Genomic DNA, 14,058 nt, shown 5'->3' with positions numbered 1-14,058 from the left:
TAATAAAGACTTTTTATCTATCAAATAATTTCATCTAACTATCGATATTTGGCCGATAAACAGCATTAAACCAGTATGTGAGCTGGGGATATCTTATGAATACAAGTTACCGTAAATCTTTACCGGATACCGATCTCGATTACTTCGACACTCGTGCCGCCGTTGAGGCTATCAGCCCTGGTGCCTATGATAAGCTGCCGTATACCTCCCGTGTATATGCTGAAAACCTCGTTCGCCGCTGTGAGCCTACAAAATTAACAGATTCATTAAAACAGATTATTAACCGTCAACGTGATCTGGATTTCCCTTGGTATCCAGCACGTGTTGTTTGCCATGACATTTTAGGTCAGACAGCGCTGGTGGATCTTGCTGGATTGCGCGATGCCATTGCTGATAAAGGTGGCGACCCTTCCAAGGTAAATCCTGTTGTACCGACACAGCTGATTGTGGATCACTCATTAGCGGTAGAGCATGCAGGTTTTGAGAAGGACGCGTTCGATAAGAACCGCGCCATTGAAGACAGACGTAATGACGATAGATTTCATTTTATCAACTGGACCAAAACAGCATTTAAGAATATCGATGTGATCCAGCCGGGTAACGGCATTATGCATCAGATAAATCTTGAGAAGATGTCACCTGTGATTCAAGCTCGCGATGGCGTGGCTTTTCCAGACACCTTGGTAGGAACAGACAGTCATACTCCCCATGTGGATGCATTAGGTGTGATAGCAATTGGAGTCGGTGGACTTGAAGCTGAGAGTGTCATGCTTGGCCGTCCCTCGTATATGCGTCTTCCTGATATCGTCGGTGTTGAGCTGGTGGGTAAGCGTCAAAGTGGGATCACTGCAACCGATATCGTACTGGCTATCACAGAGTTTTTACGCAGCGAGAAGGTGGTGTCTACCTATCTTGAATTCTTCGGTGAAGGCGCTTTCGCGCTTACACTTGGAGACCGAGCGACTATCTCAAATATGACGCCTGAGTTTGGCGCTACAGCCGCCATGTTCTACATCGATGATAAAACCATAGACTACCTTAAGTTGACTGGTCGAGATGATGCTCAAGTAAAACTGGTTGAAACCTATGCTAAAGCCAATGGGTTATGGGCTGATAGCCTTAAAAATGCTGAGTATGAGCGGGTGCTCAAGTTTGATTTATCATCGATTGGCCGTAATATTGCGGGACCTTCAAACCCGCACCGCCGTGTTGCTACCAATGAGCTTGCTAAGAGTGGTATCGCAGGTGTGGTAGAGAACGAAGAGGGCTTAATGCCCGACGGCGCTTGTATCATTGCAGCCATTACTAGCTGTACCAACACCTCAAACCCTCGAAATGTGATAGCAGCCGGTCTGCTTGCGCGTAACGCGAATGCCAAAGGTTTAACGCGTAAGCCTTGGGTTAAAACCTCTTTAGCACCAGGATCCAAAGCGGTACAACTCTACCTTGAAGATGCCAAGCTGTTACCTGAGCTCGAAAGTCTTGGTTTTGGTATCGTTGGTTTTGCCTGCACCACTTGTAATGGCATGAGTGGGGCGCTTGACCCTGTTATCCAACAGGAGGTAATCGACAGAGATCTTTACGCCACAGCAGTGCTTTCTGGTAATCGTAATTTCGATGGCCGTATTCATCCCTACGCTAAACAAGCGTTCTTGGCTTCACCACCGTTAGTGGTGGCCTACGCCATTGCAGGGACCATACGCTTCGACATTGAGAGAGACAGCTTAGGCACAGACTCTCAAGGTAATGAGATCACACTTAAAGATATCTGGCCATCGGATGAAGAGATTGATGCGGTCGTCAAGGCGAGCGTAAAACCAGAACAGTTCCGTAAAGTGTATGAGCCTATGTTCGACATTAAAGTAGAGTATGGAGCAAACAATGATCCGCAGTATGATTGGCGACCACAGAGTACCTATATTCGTCGTCCTCCCTATTGGGAAGGAGCACTGGCAGGTGAGAGAAGTATGAAAGGGATGCGTCCCTTAGCAGTACTGGGTGATAACATCACAACAGACCACTTGTCTCCTTCAAATGCGATCATGCTCGACAGTGCTGCTGGTGCGTATTTAGATAAGATGGGTCTACCTGAGGTGGACTTTAACTCCTACGCAACTCACCGCGGTGATCACTTGACTGCACAGCGGGCCACTTTTGCTAATCCTAAACTCTTTAATGAGATGGTCACGACATTGGGCAAAAATGGAGAGACTGAAATTAAGCAGGGATCATTAGCTCGTATTGAGCCTGAGGGTGAAGTCTCACGCATGTGGGAGGCGATTGAAACTTACATGGATCGTAAACAGCCACTGATCATCATTGCTGGTGCTGATTATGGTCAAGGCTCAAGCCGCGACTGGGCCGCTAAAGGTGTTCGTCTTGCTGGCGTTGAAGTGATTGTGGCCGAAGGGTTTGAGCGTATTCATCGAACTAATTTAGTGGGAATGGGCGTGTTACCCCTTGAGTTCACCAATGGCGAAAACCGCCATACGTATCAAATCGATGGTACAGAGACCTATGATGTGGTTGGAGATCGAACTCCTGGTGCAAGGTTAACGCTTATTATCAACCGTAAAAACGGCGAGTCCGTCGAGGTTCCAGTTAAGTGTCGCTTAGATACCGCAGAGGAGGTCTCTATTTATGAAGCTGGCGGTATTTTGCAGCGTTTTGCTCAAGACTTCCTTGAATCTTCATCTGCGGCCTAAGCTCATTTGTCTGCTTGACGACTTGATTGTTAATCATTAGGTATTTATCGTGGCGCACTATTGCGCCACTCTTCATTAAAGGGTGATATTTATGCTTCAGGATGAGAAAGGTAAGACTGTATTTTCTCCTCAGATAAAAGTACCTGCGACCTATATGCGTGGTGGCACAAGTAAAGGAGTCTTCTTTAATCTTGAGGACCTGCCAGCGCAGGCTAAAATTGCGGGTAAGGCCCGTGATGCACTACTACTGAGAGTGATCGGCAGCCCAGATCCTTACGGGAAGCAAACTGACGGTATGGGAGGGGCGACCTCAAGTACAAGTAAAACAGTCATTATCTCTAAAAGTCGTCAGCAAGATCATGATGTTGACTACTTGTTTGGACAGGTTGGCATTGATAAGCCTTTCGTTGACTGGAGTGGTAACTGCGGTAATCTGTCTGCGGCTGTCGGTTCATTTGCTATTAGCAGTGGCTTAGTTGATGCTAGTCGAGTTCCCGATAATGGCATCGCTGTGGTGCGAATTTGGCAAGCAAATATCAGTAAAACCATTATTGCTCATGTTCCCATTACGGATGGTGAAGTGCAGGAAACCGGTGACTTTGAGCTCGATGGCGTCACTTTTCCAGCTGCCGAAGTGCAGGTTGAATTTATGGACCCCGCCGATGGTGATGGCTCCATGTTTCCAACGGGGAACCTAGTGGATGAGTTAGCCCTACCTACCGATGTTATTGCATCAGGTAATGTTAAAGCGACAATGATCAACGCTGGGATCCCGACGATCTTTATCAATGCAAGCGATCTTGGTTATACCGGTGCAGAGCTTCAAGATGACATTAATAGTGATGCCGAGGTCCTTAAGCGCTTTGAAACAATCCGAGCTCATGGCGCCGTTAAAATGGGGCTTATTAGCCATATTGATGAAGCGGCAAGCAGGCAACATACACCTAAGGTGGCCATCGTTGGCAAGGCTTGTGATTACATCTCTTCAAGTGGCAAAAGGGTTCTATCGACTGAGATAGACTTAAATGTTAGGGCGCTATCGATGGGGAAACTGCATCATGCCATGATGGGCACTGCGGCTGTTGCCATTGGAACTGCGGCCGCGATCCCCGGCACGCTAGTGAATATTGCAGCTGGTGGTGGCGAACGTGAGTCTGTTCATTTCGGCCATCCATCAGGTACATTGCGTGTGGGAGCTGAGGCTAGATGTATTGATAATGAGTGGCGCGTAACTAAGGCCGTCATGAGTAGAAGCGCACGCGTATTAATGGAAGGACGGGTGAGGGTGCCTGGTGATACGCTTAGTTAGGTAAAAAGCTTAAGTTAAAGGCCGACTTCTATTACAGGAGTCGGCCTTTTAAATTTTACCTGTTAATACTTTATATATTAGCTCTTTTGGCAAGTACACGCTCAACGGTGTCGACAATGGCTTGGGTTTGACTGTCTATCTCGATATTTAATGTCTCACCAGCTTTGATGATATCAAGGTTTGTGAGTTTCAAGGTTTCTGGAATAAGATGCAGCATAAAGCTAGTCTCTGTGACTTCACCAACTGTTAAACTACAACCATTAACGCCTACGAAACCTTTATAAAGAATGTAGTTCATCCACTTAGGATCGACTTCGAGTTTTATATCAAAATGAGCCTCGGTATGGCTCACTTCTAGAACTCTTGCTTGAGTATGTATATGTCCGGAAAGAATGTGGCCACCAATTTCACTGCCAAAGGTCAATGAGCGTTCAATATTAACCTTAGAACCAAGTTGTAAATTTGAGAGGTTAGTCACACTCAAGGTCTCTTCCATTACATCGAAAAACACCCTATCATCAGCAATTCGTGTAACCGTTAAACAGACACCGTTGTTAGCAACACTTGCGCCTGTTATGAGCCCTTCACGTAAATCGGATTTCATAGCGATCTCTAGCGTATTTAAGCCATCTTTCTTATTTATCGCAACCACTTCGCACGTGGCTTGAACTATACCTGTAAACATATTTTCTCTCGTCAGAATTAAAGGCATTTTAATGAATCATTACGGCTTTCAGGCCAAACGTTTAGTGCAGCTTGCACTTCCCGTTCTTATTGCACAAGTTACTCAAACCATGATGGGATTTATTGATACCGTCATGGCGGGGCGAGTGAGCGCGGTAGATATGGCGGCAGTCGCTATCGGAACCAGCTTGTGGTTACCTGCGCTACTGTTTGTGCAAGGCTTACTGCTTGCATTTACACCGGTATTTGCTCATCACCATGGGGCTAATAACCAAAAGGCTATTCAACCACTTGCTTTTCAAGCAGGTTATATTGCCATAATTGGTAGCCTAGGTGTGATCCTGTTTCTTAGTTTTGCAGAAAACATCTTCACCATGATGGAGTTGGAACCTGAATTGGCCCGTTTGAGTATCGGCTACCTAGAGGGGTTTGCTTGGGGCGTACCTGCTTTTGTTCTTTATCAAGTATTAAGAGGATGCAGCGAGGGTATCTCTTATACCTTACCGACCATGATAATAGGTTTTGTAGGACTTGCTGTGAATATTCCTGCTAACTATATATTTATCTATGGCCATTTTGGTATGCCCGCTATGGGAGGAGCTGGTTGTGGTCTAGCGACTGCATTAGTTTTTTGGGCCATGTTTGTTGCCATGATTGTGTATATGCAGCTACATAAAAAGTTTGCAGAGTTAGCGCCTTTTAAGTCATTTCATAAACCTCATCTCTCTACAATATGGGATATGACTAAACATGGTTTTCCCATCGCAATGGCACTCTTTTTTGAAGTGAGTCTGTTTGCTGTTATTGCACTACTGTTAGCTCCCTTAGGTGCTAATGTGGTTGCGGGCCATCAAATTGCTTTGAATTTCTCATCTATTGTATTTATGTTGCCTTTGTCTATCGGCATTGCGGTATCGATTCGCGTGGGATATTACTTAGGGCAAGATAAAACTGAGATATCGGCTTTGATTGCCAAATTAGGTTTAGGTATCTCCTTTACACTAGCTATGGTGACTGCGGTCATTACTGTTCTGTTTAGAACTGAAATTGCTTATCTATATAACGATAACCCAGAAGTGGTGACACTAGCAGGAAGCTTAATGTTTCTTGCTGCTCTTTATCAATTATCTGATTCGGTGCAAGTTGTCGCGGCCGGGGCGTTAAGAGGATATAAGGACACAAGAAGTGCTTTTTATATCACTTTGTTCTCCTATTGGGCTGTTGGCATGTTGCTAGGCTATATACTAGCAAGAACAGATCTTATCGTGCCAGCTATGGGGGCTCATGGTTTCTGGATAGGATTAATCGCTGGCTTAACAACTGCGGCAGTGCTGTTTGCTTTAAGGTTACGTTATATTCAAAAGCGAGGTTTCTTTAAAGAGGCAATTGTAGATGCCTCAGATGCGTAGTTAAATTGTGTATTTTAAATCGTAAAAAGAAGCCAAATTGGCTTCTTTTTACGTAATATGCACTATAAAAGAGCAAGTTGAGCAGCAAAGCAACACTTAAACTTAAATATGACATTTTTACTTGCAACAAAAACTGTATCCCGTATTATAGCGCTCGTTCCAAGGCAATAGCCGAAAGGACAGTTAGTAACACAGTCGTGGGATTGAGCAGTGTAAAAGCTACTCGGACTCAACTCTTATAAAAACATGGCGAAGGTCGTTGCCAAGCTTTTGTAAAGAGTAATCCAGCTCCCGCAACCAATACAACCGTAGCTCAGTTGGTTAGAGCACTACCTTGACATGGTAGGGGTCGGTGGTTCGAATCCACTCGGTTGTACCAATTCTTTTATAACAGAATCAAAACAGTTATTAGCAGTAAAACAGTCGCGGGATGGAGCAGTTTGGTAGCTCGTCGGGCTCATAACCCGAAGGTCGTTGGTTCAAATCCGGCTCCCGCAACCAATACAACCGTAGCTCAGTTGGTTAGAGCACTACCTTGACATGGTAGGGGTCGGTGGTTCGAATCCACTCGGTTGTACCAATTCTTTTATAACAGAATCAAAACAGTTATTAGCAGTAAAACAGTCGCGGGATGGAGCAGTGTGAAAACTACTCGGACTCAACTCTTATAAAAACATGGCGAAGGTCGTTGCCAAGCTTCTGTAAAGAGTAATCCGGCTCCCGCAGCCAATTCTTTGTAAGTAGAATCAAAATAACTTATAGCGTTATCGGACGCGGGATGGAGCAGTTTGGTAGCTCGTCGGGCTCATAACCCGAAGGTCGTTGGTTCAAATCCGGCTCCCGCAACCAATTCTTTTATAACAGAATTAAAACAGTTATTAGCAGTAAAACAGTCGCGGGATGGAGCAGTGTGAAAACTACTCGGACTCTACTCTTATAAAAACATGGCGAAGGTCGTTGCCAAGCTTTTGTAAAGAGTAATCCGGCTCCCGCAACCAATTCTTTTATAACAGAATCAAAACAGTTATTAGCAGTAAAACAGTCGCGGGATGGAGCAGTTTGGTAGCTCGTCGGGCTCATAACCCGAAGGTCGTTGGTTCAAATCCGGCTCCCGCAACCAATTCTTTTATAACAGAATCAAAACAGTTATTAGCAGTAAAACAGTCGCGGGATGGAGCAGTTTGAAAACTACTCGGACTCAACTCTTATAAAAACATGGCGAAGGTCGTTGCCAAGATTTTGTAAAGAGTAATCCGGCTCCCGCAACCAATTCTTTTATAACAGAATCAAAACAGTTATTAGCAGTAAAACAGTCGCGGGATGGAGCAGTTTGGTAGCTCGTCGGGCTCATAACCCGAAGGTCGTTGGTTCAAATCCGGCTCCCGCAACCAATTCTTTTATAACAGAATCAAAACAGTTATTAGCAGTAAAACAGTCGCGGGATGGAGCAGTGTGAAAACTACTCGGACTCAACTCTTATAAAAACATGGCGAAGGTCGTTGCCAAGCTTATGTAAAGAGTAATCCGGCTCCCGCAGCCAATTCTTTGTAAGTAGAATCAAAATAACTTATAGCGTTATCGAACGCGGGATGGAGCAGTTTGGTAGCTCGTCGGGCTCATAACCCGAAGGTCGTTGGTTCAAATCCGGCTCCCGCAACCAATTCTTTTATAACAGAATTAAAACAGTTATTAGCAGTAAAACAGTCGCGGGATGGAGCAGTTTGGTAGCTCGTCGGGCTCATAACCCGAAGGTCGTTGGTTCAAATCCGGCTCCCGCAACCAATTCTTTTATAACAGAATCAAAACAGTTATTAGCAGTAAAACAGTCGCGGAATGGAGCAGTGTGAAAACAACTCGGACTCAACTCTTATAAAAACATGGCGAAGGTCGTTGCCAAAGATTTTGTAAAGAGCAATCCAGCTCCCGCAACCAATACAACCGTAGCTCAGTTGGTTAGAGCACTACCTTGACATGGTAGGGGTCGGTGGTTCGAATCCACTCGGTTGTACCAATTCTCTTCTAAAGAGTTATCAGTTAGAATAAACTTTATCATTAAAGTTAAGTAGGCCAGCTAAAGCTGGTTTTTTTGTGCCTGTTATTTACCAACATCTAGTAGATCTGTTCATCACCTGCGTCCACATACAACTCTAAGGTGTGTCGGGCTTCATCCAAGTGAATCCTAAGGTGTATTGGATTACAACAGATCCTGCAGTCATCATAGTAATCTTGATCTCCAGAAGTCCCATCCACATCAATGTGTTGATGGTGGCCGCAATGGGGACAACTGATTGTTTGAGTGGTAAACTTCATCGCTATTACCTCACTTCTTACAAACAAGACCTCTACTATGCGCCTATAGAGCAAGTATTACCAGTAGAGAGGTATTACCTTTATGTATCAGTATAGGTGACAGAAAGAAGCTTTATTTACTTTCATAAAACGGTACTAGAAGTGCTTATTTAGCATTTTGTTGGGTGAGTTTTTCCATGGTGGAATGTGTTTCAATTGACAACTCAACCTGACTGGTTAATTCATCATCAATTTTTGCCAACACCAACTCAAATTCGCCATCAAGGTTAGCCATTATCTCCATTGATAGCCGTTGTTCTATATTATCTAAGCTAACAGAGTGTTCCTGAGGCTCCCATGTTTCTATGAAGGCTTTCGTATGCACAGTTTCTAAAGTCGTTTTTGTAACATCATTGCTAACAAGCGTATTGCTTGGAAGCTGAAGTAGAGCGCTTGTAAGCAGTATTAAATTGATCATTTTTACCTCCTTAGTTATTTTCTGGATAGAGTAGAGATTTGATATTAAAGAAACATGACAATAAAATTTTAAAATCATGACATTAGCAAAAGCAGGTTGTGATACTTTTCTATACCATAAATCTTGGTAACCTCTTGCGTAGGACTGCCGTGATCTCGTAGAATTACGCTCTTGTGCTTAAGGTGTATAAGACTCTTGTAATGGCTTATCCCATAAGTGCTTTTCATTTTATTATTTAATTAGCAAGTGGCCCTACGTAGGGGTCACCACTGGATAAGGAATTTTCATGCCTGTTATTACACTTCCTGATGGAAGCAAACGTGAGTTTGCTACCCCTGTTTCTACTTTAGATGTTGCTGCTGATATCGGACCTGGCCTCGCGAAAGCGTGTATTGCCGGTCGAGTTAATGGCGAGCTGAAAGATGCTTGCGATATCATAGACACAGATTCAGAGTTATCTATCATCACAGCAAAAGATGAAGAGGGTGTTGAGATCCTTCGTCACTCATGTGCTCATCTATTAGGCCATGCATTCAAGCAGTTATGGCCGGAAGCGAAAATGGCAATTGGTCCAGTAATCGATAATGGCTTCTATTATGATATCGATCTTGACCACAAGCTGACCCAGGAAGATATCGATGCGCTGGAGAAGCGCATGGTACAACTTGCTAAGACTAACTATATAGTTGAAAAGCGAGTAGGTAGCTGGCAAGTCGCCCGTGATACGTTTGAAGCACGTGGTGAAACATACAAGATGGAAATCTTGGATGAAAATATCAGTAAAGACGATCAACCAGCGCTATATCACCATGAAGAGTATGTTGATATGTGCCGGGGTCCTCATGTTCCAAACATGAAGTTTTGCCAACACTTTAAGTTAATGAGTGTTGCTGGTGCCTATTGGCGCGGTAACTCTGACAACAAGATGCTTCAACGTGTTTATGGTACTGCTTGGGCAGATAAGAAAGCACTTAAAGTCCATCTTAATCGTTTAGAAGAAGCGGCAAAACGCGATCATCGTAAGATAGGTAAACAGCTTGACCTTTATCATATGCAAGAGGAAGCACCTGGTATGGTGTTCTGGCATAACGATGGTTGGAGCCTGTTCCTTGAACTTGAGAAGTTTATTCGTCAAAAGCTAGGTCAATACACCTACCAAGAAGTGAAAGGTCCGTTAATGATGGATCGCGTACTTTGGGAACGCTCTGGACATTGGGATAAATACTCAGAGGCGATGTTCACAACTAACTCTGAAAATCGTGAATATGCGATTAAGCCGATGAACTGCCCAGGTCATGTGCAGATCTTCAATCAAGGTTTGAAGTCTTACCGTGATCTGCCACTTCGTATGGCTGAGTTTGGTTGTTGTCACCGCAATGAGCCATCGGGTTCATTACACGGCTTAATGCGTGTTCGCGGCTTTACTCAAGATGATGCCCATGTTTTCTGTACTGAAGATCAAGTTCAGCAAGAGGTGAGTGCTTGTATTAAGATGGTTTACGATACTTATGAGACCTTTGGCTTCAAAGATATCGTGGTTAAGCTCTCTACACGTCCAGAAAAACGCATCGGTGACGATGATATGTGGGATCGCGCGGAAGAAGCACTTAAACAAGCGCTAACAGCGAATGATATCGCCTATGAAATCTTACCTGGTGAAGGTGCTTTCTATGGTCCTAAAATTGAATTTACACTCCATGACTGTCTAGATCGTGCATGGCAGTGTGGTACGGTTCAGCTAGATTACGCACTACCAGGACGTCTTGGTGCAACTTATGTTGCTGAAGACAATAGTCGCCAAACTCCAGTGATGATCCACCGTGCAATATTAGGCTCATTAGAGCGTTTCTTAGGCATTCTAATCGAAGAGTATGCGGGTAAATTCCCTACTTGGTTAGCGCCTATGCAAGCCGTTGTGATGAATATTACCGACAAACAGTCCGATTATGTCGACGAAGTCGTAAATATTTTAAAAGAAAACGGTATTCGTGCCTCTAAAGACTTGAGGAATGAGAAGATAGGCTTTAAGATACGCGAACACACACTAAGGCGTGTACCTTATTTATTGGTCGTAGGTGATCAAGAGATGGAAAATAAGGAAGTTGCGGTGCGAACCAGAGATGGTGTTGACTTAGGTAAGATTCAAATTTCTGAATTTGCATCTAAGATAAAAGAACAAATTTCGCTCCGTAGTCTCAATTTGTTGGAGGAATAGGTCATAAAGATCAAAAAAACAGCAGGGCGCCAGGCGGCCCCGAACAGAATTAACGAACTCATCACCGGAATTTCAGAAGTACGTCTAAATGGTTTAGATGGTGAGCCTCTAGGGTTAATGACAATCAGAGAAGCACAAGAACTAGCTGATGAAGCCGGTGTGGATCTTGTTGAAATTAGTCCTAACGCTGAGCCGCCGGTTTGCCGTATAATGGACTACGGAAAGTTTCTTTTTGATAAAGCAAAATCTCAAAAAGAACAAAAGAAGAAGCAGAAAATTGTACAGGTGAAGGAAATAAAATTCCGTCCCGGTACAGATGAAAACGATTATCAGGTAAAACTACGCAACCTGAATCGTTTTCTAGATGACGGCGACAAAGCGAAAGTTACGCTGCGTTTCCGTGGTCGTGAGATGGCTCACCAAAGTCTTGGTATGAATCTTTTGAATCGTATTAAAGATGATTTGGCTGAGATAGCAGTAGTTGAGTCCTTCCCGAAAATGGAAGGTCGCCAAGCTGTGATGGTACTCGCGCCGAAAAAGAAATAGTAAGGCCAACCAAAAAGTAGCAGGGGTCTGTTAAGGTCTCTGCTCGCCTTGCGTTTTATTAATGTCCCAATGCGGAGTTTTAGCAATGCCTAAAATGAAAACAGACAAGGGTGTAGCGAAGCGTTTTAAGAAAACCGCCAATGGTTTCAAGCGTAAGCAAGCCCATTTACGTCACATTTTGACCAAGAAGAGCACTAAGCGTAAACGTCACTTACGTGCAAAATGTTTAGTAGCTAAGTCTGATGTGCCAGCAATTGCACGTCAACTACCATACGCTTAATTAAAGGAGCAATGAACAATGCCTAGAGTTAAGCGTGGTGTAACCGCTCGTGCTCGTCACAAGAAAGTACTTAAATTAGCCAAAGGTTATTACGGAGCTCGCTCACGTACTTACCGCGTTGCAGTTCAGGCTGTAACTAAAGCTGGTCAATATGCTTACCGTGACCGTCGTCAGAAGAAACGTCAATTCCGTCAACTTTGGATTGCACGTATCAATGCGGCTTCTCGTCAAAATGGTCTGTCTTACAGCCGTTTCATTAATGGTTTGAAAAAAGCCTCTATTGAAATCGATCGTAAGATCCTGGCTGACATCGCTGTTTTTGATAAAGTTGTATTTACAACTTTAGTTGAGAAAGCAAAAGAAGCTTTAGCTAAGTAATTAGTTGAATCTGCTTTAGAAAGGGACCTTCGGGTCCCTTTTTTAGTTTCCTTTCCTGGTTTTATCCATAGCTACCGATTGTTCACATCACTTTTTGTTGACATTAAACTGATTTAGCCTGCATGTTATCACCATCATATTTTACTTGGAGCGCCTATGTGGATGTTACTGGTAGGTTTGTTACTGTGGTCACTTGTGCACTTTATTCCCTCTGCCACACCTTCTTTAAAGCAGAGTTGGATAGCGAAAACTAGCGATAAAGGTTACATGCTCTCTTTTTCTATTTTAATCATCTCATCACTTTGTTTGATTGTTTTTGGTTGGAGAGCGGCGCCGATTGAGTTTGTCTACACACTCCCTCAAAGCACAAAACCAATTGCTGTGGTTTTGATGTTGATCGCATCAATGTTATTTGCTGCTGCAAAACAGAAAACGAATATCAAAAGAGTCATTAGGCATCCCCAACTGACCAGTGTATTAGTTTGGTCAATCGCCCATTTGATATTAAATGGTGATAGTCGCTCACTCATCTTATTTGGTGGTATGTGTCTATGGTCACTCTGGCAGATCTATTTTATCAACAAAAGAGAGGGGGCTTGGTCTAAACCTGAGCCTGTTTCATGGCGCAATGAGATAAAAGTGCTATTGGTGGGGGGAGTTATATTTGTGATTTTAGCCCTGATCCATCCATATCTTTCTGGTGTGGCTATAGTCTAACTTCTAGTAAATAGAGGTAAAAAAAGCAGGCCTAAAAGCCTGCTAGTAAAATTAATTCTTTAGCCTATGGTTTAGCTGTTTTTAGCATCTAAGTAACGCTCAGCATCTAATGCTGCCATACAACCAGTACCGGCAGAGGTAATGGCTTGACGGTAGTGTTGATCCATCACATCACCAGCAGCAAAAACACCTTCAATGCTTGCTTGGGTTGCGTTGCCATCAAGGCCGCTTTGCACCTTAATATAGCCATTGTTCATCTCTAACTGGCCTTCAAACATCTGGGTGTTTGGTTTATGACCGATAGCCACAAATACTCCCATAACCTCAAGATCTTTAATCGCACCATCTTTAGTGCTTTTCATCTTAAGACCAGTAACACCCATTTGATCACCAACAACTTCATCTAAGGTGTTGTCTAAGTGAAGAGTGATATTGCCATTGGCAACCTTGTCCATAAGACGTTTAGTTAAGATTTTTTCGCTACGGAAAGAATCACGACGATGTATCAAATGAACTTCAGAAGCGATGTTACTTAAGTAAAGTGCTTCTTCAACCGCTGTGTTACCACCGCCAATGACGGCTACTTTTTGATTACGGTAGAAGAAACCATCACAAGTTGCACAAGCTGAAACCCCTTTACCTTTAAACTCCTCTTCAGAGTCAAGACCAAGGTACATGGCTGAAGCGCCTGTTGAGATGATTAAAGCATCACAGGTGAACTCACCGTTATCACCCTTAAGTTTAAAAGGGCGAACCTGAAGATCGACTTCATTGATGTGATCGAAAATAATTTCAGTTTCAAACTTCTCCGCGTGCTTCTGCATACGCTCCATTAATGCTGGACCGGTTAAGTCTTCAGCATCACCTGGCCAGTTTTCAACTTCAGTTGTTGTGGTCAATTGACCACCTTGCTGAATGCCTGTGATCAAAACAGGTTTTAGATTAGCACGAGCTGCGTATACCGCTGCCGTATAGCCTGCTGGGCCTGAGCCCAATATTAGTAGTTCACAGTGTCTAGCTTGACTCATTATTATCTCCGTACCTTATA

The 14,058-nt window shown here is 43.7% G+C and carries 12 protein-coding genes and 9 tRNA genes; 17 read left to right on the top strand and 4 right to left on the bottom strand.

Features of this window, described 5'->3' with window-relative positions:
* The first annotated feature begins 95 nt into the window (after positions 1 to 95).
* On the top strand, positions 96 to 2,705 hold the full coding sequence (acnD, locus tag SWOO_RS12820; protein ID WP_012325115.1) for a Fe/S-dependent 2-methylisocitrate dehydratase AcnD: 2,610 nt from the start codon (positions 96 to 98) through the stop codon (positions 2,703 to 2,705).
* Positions 2,706 to 2,796: 91 nt separating this feature from the next.
* Positions 2,797 to 4,014, top strand: a complete 1,218-nt coding sequence (gene prpF / locus SWOO_RS12815; protein WP_012325114.1) for a 2-methylaconitate cis-trans isomerase PrpF — start codon at positions 2,797 to 2,799, stop codon at positions 4,012 to 4,014.
* A 70-nt stretch (positions 4,015 to 4,084) separates the two neighbouring features.
* On the opposite strand, the gene SWOO_RS12810 is transcribed toward prpF, so the two are convergent.
* Complete coding sequence (locus tag SWOO_RS12810; protein ID WP_012325113.1) at positions 4,085 to 4,699, bottom strand: riboflavin synthase; 615 nt, start codon at positions 4,697 to 4,699, stop codon at positions 4,085 to 4,087.
* A 31-nt stretch (positions 4,700 to 4,730) separates the two neighbouring features.
* Between SWOO_RS12810 and SWOO_RS12805 the strand changes: the two genes are divergently transcribed.
* The 10 genes from SWOO_RS12805 to SWOO_RS12760 all read left to right on the top strand — a co-directional run bounded on the left by SWOO_RS12805 (position 4,731) and on the right by SWOO_RS12760 (position 8,118).
* Positions 4,731 to 6,107 carry an MATE family efflux transporter gene (locus SWOO_RS12805; protein WP_012325112.1) on the top strand — a complete coding sequence of 459 codons (1,377 nt, stop codon included), beginning with the start codon at positions 4,731 to 4,733 and terminating at the stop codon, positions 6,105 to 6,107.
* Positions 6,108 to 6,409: 302 nt separating this feature from the next.
* A tRNA-Val gene (locus tag SWOO_RS12800) sits at positions 6,410 to 6,486 on the top strand.
* 45 nt (positions 6,487 to 6,531) lie between these two features.
* Positions 6,532 to 6,608 (top strand) — tRNA-Met (locus SWOO_RS12795).
* A gap of 2 nt (positions 6,609 to 6,610) precedes the next feature.
* Positions 6,611 to 6,687: transfer RNA gene (locus SWOO_RS12790), tRNA-Val, on the top strand.
* Positions 6,688 to 6,879: 192 nt separating this feature from the next.
* Positions 6,880 to 6,956: transfer RNA gene (locus SWOO_RS12785), tRNA-Met, on the top strand.
* A gap of 194 nt (positions 6,957 to 7,150) precedes the next feature.
* Positions 7,151 to 7,227 (top strand) — tRNA-Met (locus SWOO_RS12780).
* Between the two features lie 194 nt (positions 7,228 to 7,421).
* Positions 7,422 to 7,498: transfer RNA gene (locus SWOO_RS12775), tRNA-Met, on the top strand.
* A 192-nt stretch (positions 7,499 to 7,690) separates the two neighbouring features.
* Positions 7,691 to 7,767, top strand: a tRNA-Met gene (locus SWOO_RS12770).
* 45 nt (positions 7,768 to 7,812) lie between these two features.
* Positions 7,813 to 7,889 (top strand) — tRNA-Met (locus SWOO_RS12765).
* 152 nt (positions 7,890 to 8,041) lie between these two features.
* Positions 8,042 to 8,118, top strand: a tRNA-Val gene (locus tag SWOO_RS12760).
* Between the two features lie 98 nt (positions 8,119 to 8,216).
* Here the strand turns inward: SWOO_RS12760 and SWOO_RS25975 are convergent.
* Both SWOO_RS25975 and SWOO_RS12755 read right to left on the bottom strand, forming a co-directional pair.
* Positions 8,217 to 8,417 (bottom strand): CPXCG motif-containing cysteine-rich protein, encoded by a 201-nt coding sequence (locus SWOO_RS25975; RefSeq protein WP_012325111.1) that lies wholly within the window; start codon positions 8,415 to 8,417, stop codon positions 8,217 to 8,219.
* 145 nt (positions 8,418 to 8,562) lie between these two features.
* Complete coding sequence (locus SWOO_RS12755) at positions 8,563 to 8,874, bottom strand: hypothetical protein (protein WP_041417638.1); 312 nt, start codon at positions 8,872 to 8,874, stop codon at positions 8,563 to 8,565.
* A gap of 286 nt (positions 8,875 to 9,160) precedes the next feature.
* On the opposite strand from SWOO_RS12755, the gene thrS reads away from it, so the two are divergent.
* From thrS to SWOO_RS12730, 5 genes are all read left to right on the top strand, one after another.
* Positions 9,161 to 11,089 carry a threonine--tRNA ligase gene (gene thrS / locus SWOO_RS12750; protein WP_012325109.1) on the top strand — a complete coding sequence of 643 codons (1,929 nt, stop codon included), beginning with the start codon at positions 9,161 to 9,163 and terminating at the stop codon, positions 11,087 to 11,089.
* 3 nt (positions 11,090 to 11,092) lie between these two features.
* A complete protein-coding gene (gene infC / locus SWOO_RS12745; RefSeq protein WP_012325108.1) occupies positions 11,093 to 11,635 on the top strand; it encodes a translation initiation factor IF-3 in 543 nt (180 codons plus the stop codon).
* A gap of 85 nt (positions 11,636 to 11,720) precedes the next feature.
* On the top strand, positions 11,721 to 11,915 hold the full coding sequence (gene rpmI / locus SWOO_RS12740; RefSeq protein ID WP_011496149.1) for a 50S ribosomal protein L35: 195 nt from the start codon (positions 11,721 to 11,723) through the stop codon (positions 11,913 to 11,915).
* An 18-nt stretch (positions 11,916 to 11,933) separates the two neighbouring features.
* Positions 11,934 to 12,293: a 50S ribosomal protein L20 gene (gene rplT, locus SWOO_RS12735; protein WP_012325107.1), complete on the top strand. Its 360-nt coding sequence runs from the start codon at positions 11,934 to 11,936 to the stop codon at positions 12,291 to 12,293.
* Between the two features lie 156 nt (positions 12,294 to 12,449).
* Positions 12,450 to 13,010, top strand: a complete 561-nt coding sequence (locus SWOO_RS12730; protein ID WP_012325106.1) for an NnrU family protein — start codon at positions 12,450 to 12,452, stop codon at positions 13,008 to 13,010.
* A gap of 71 nt (positions 13,011 to 13,081) precedes the next feature.
* Here SWOO_RS12730 and trxB read toward each other — a convergent pair whose 3' ends face one another.
* On the bottom strand, positions 13,082 to 14,038 hold the full coding sequence (gene trxB / locus SWOO_RS12725; protein WP_012325105.1) for a thioredoxin-disulfide reductase: 957 nt from the start codon (positions 14,036 to 14,038) through the stop codon (positions 13,082 to 13,084).
* Positions 14,039 to 14,058 lie beyond the last annotated feature (20 nt).

The organism is Shewanella woodyi ATCC 51908 (genome assembly GCF_000019525.1).
GTDB classification, from domain to species: Bacteria; Pseudomonadota; Gammaproteobacteria; order Enterobacterales; family Shewanellaceae; genus Shewanella; species Shewanella woodyi.
This window is presented reverse-complemented; position numbering and strand designations above follow the sequence as displayed.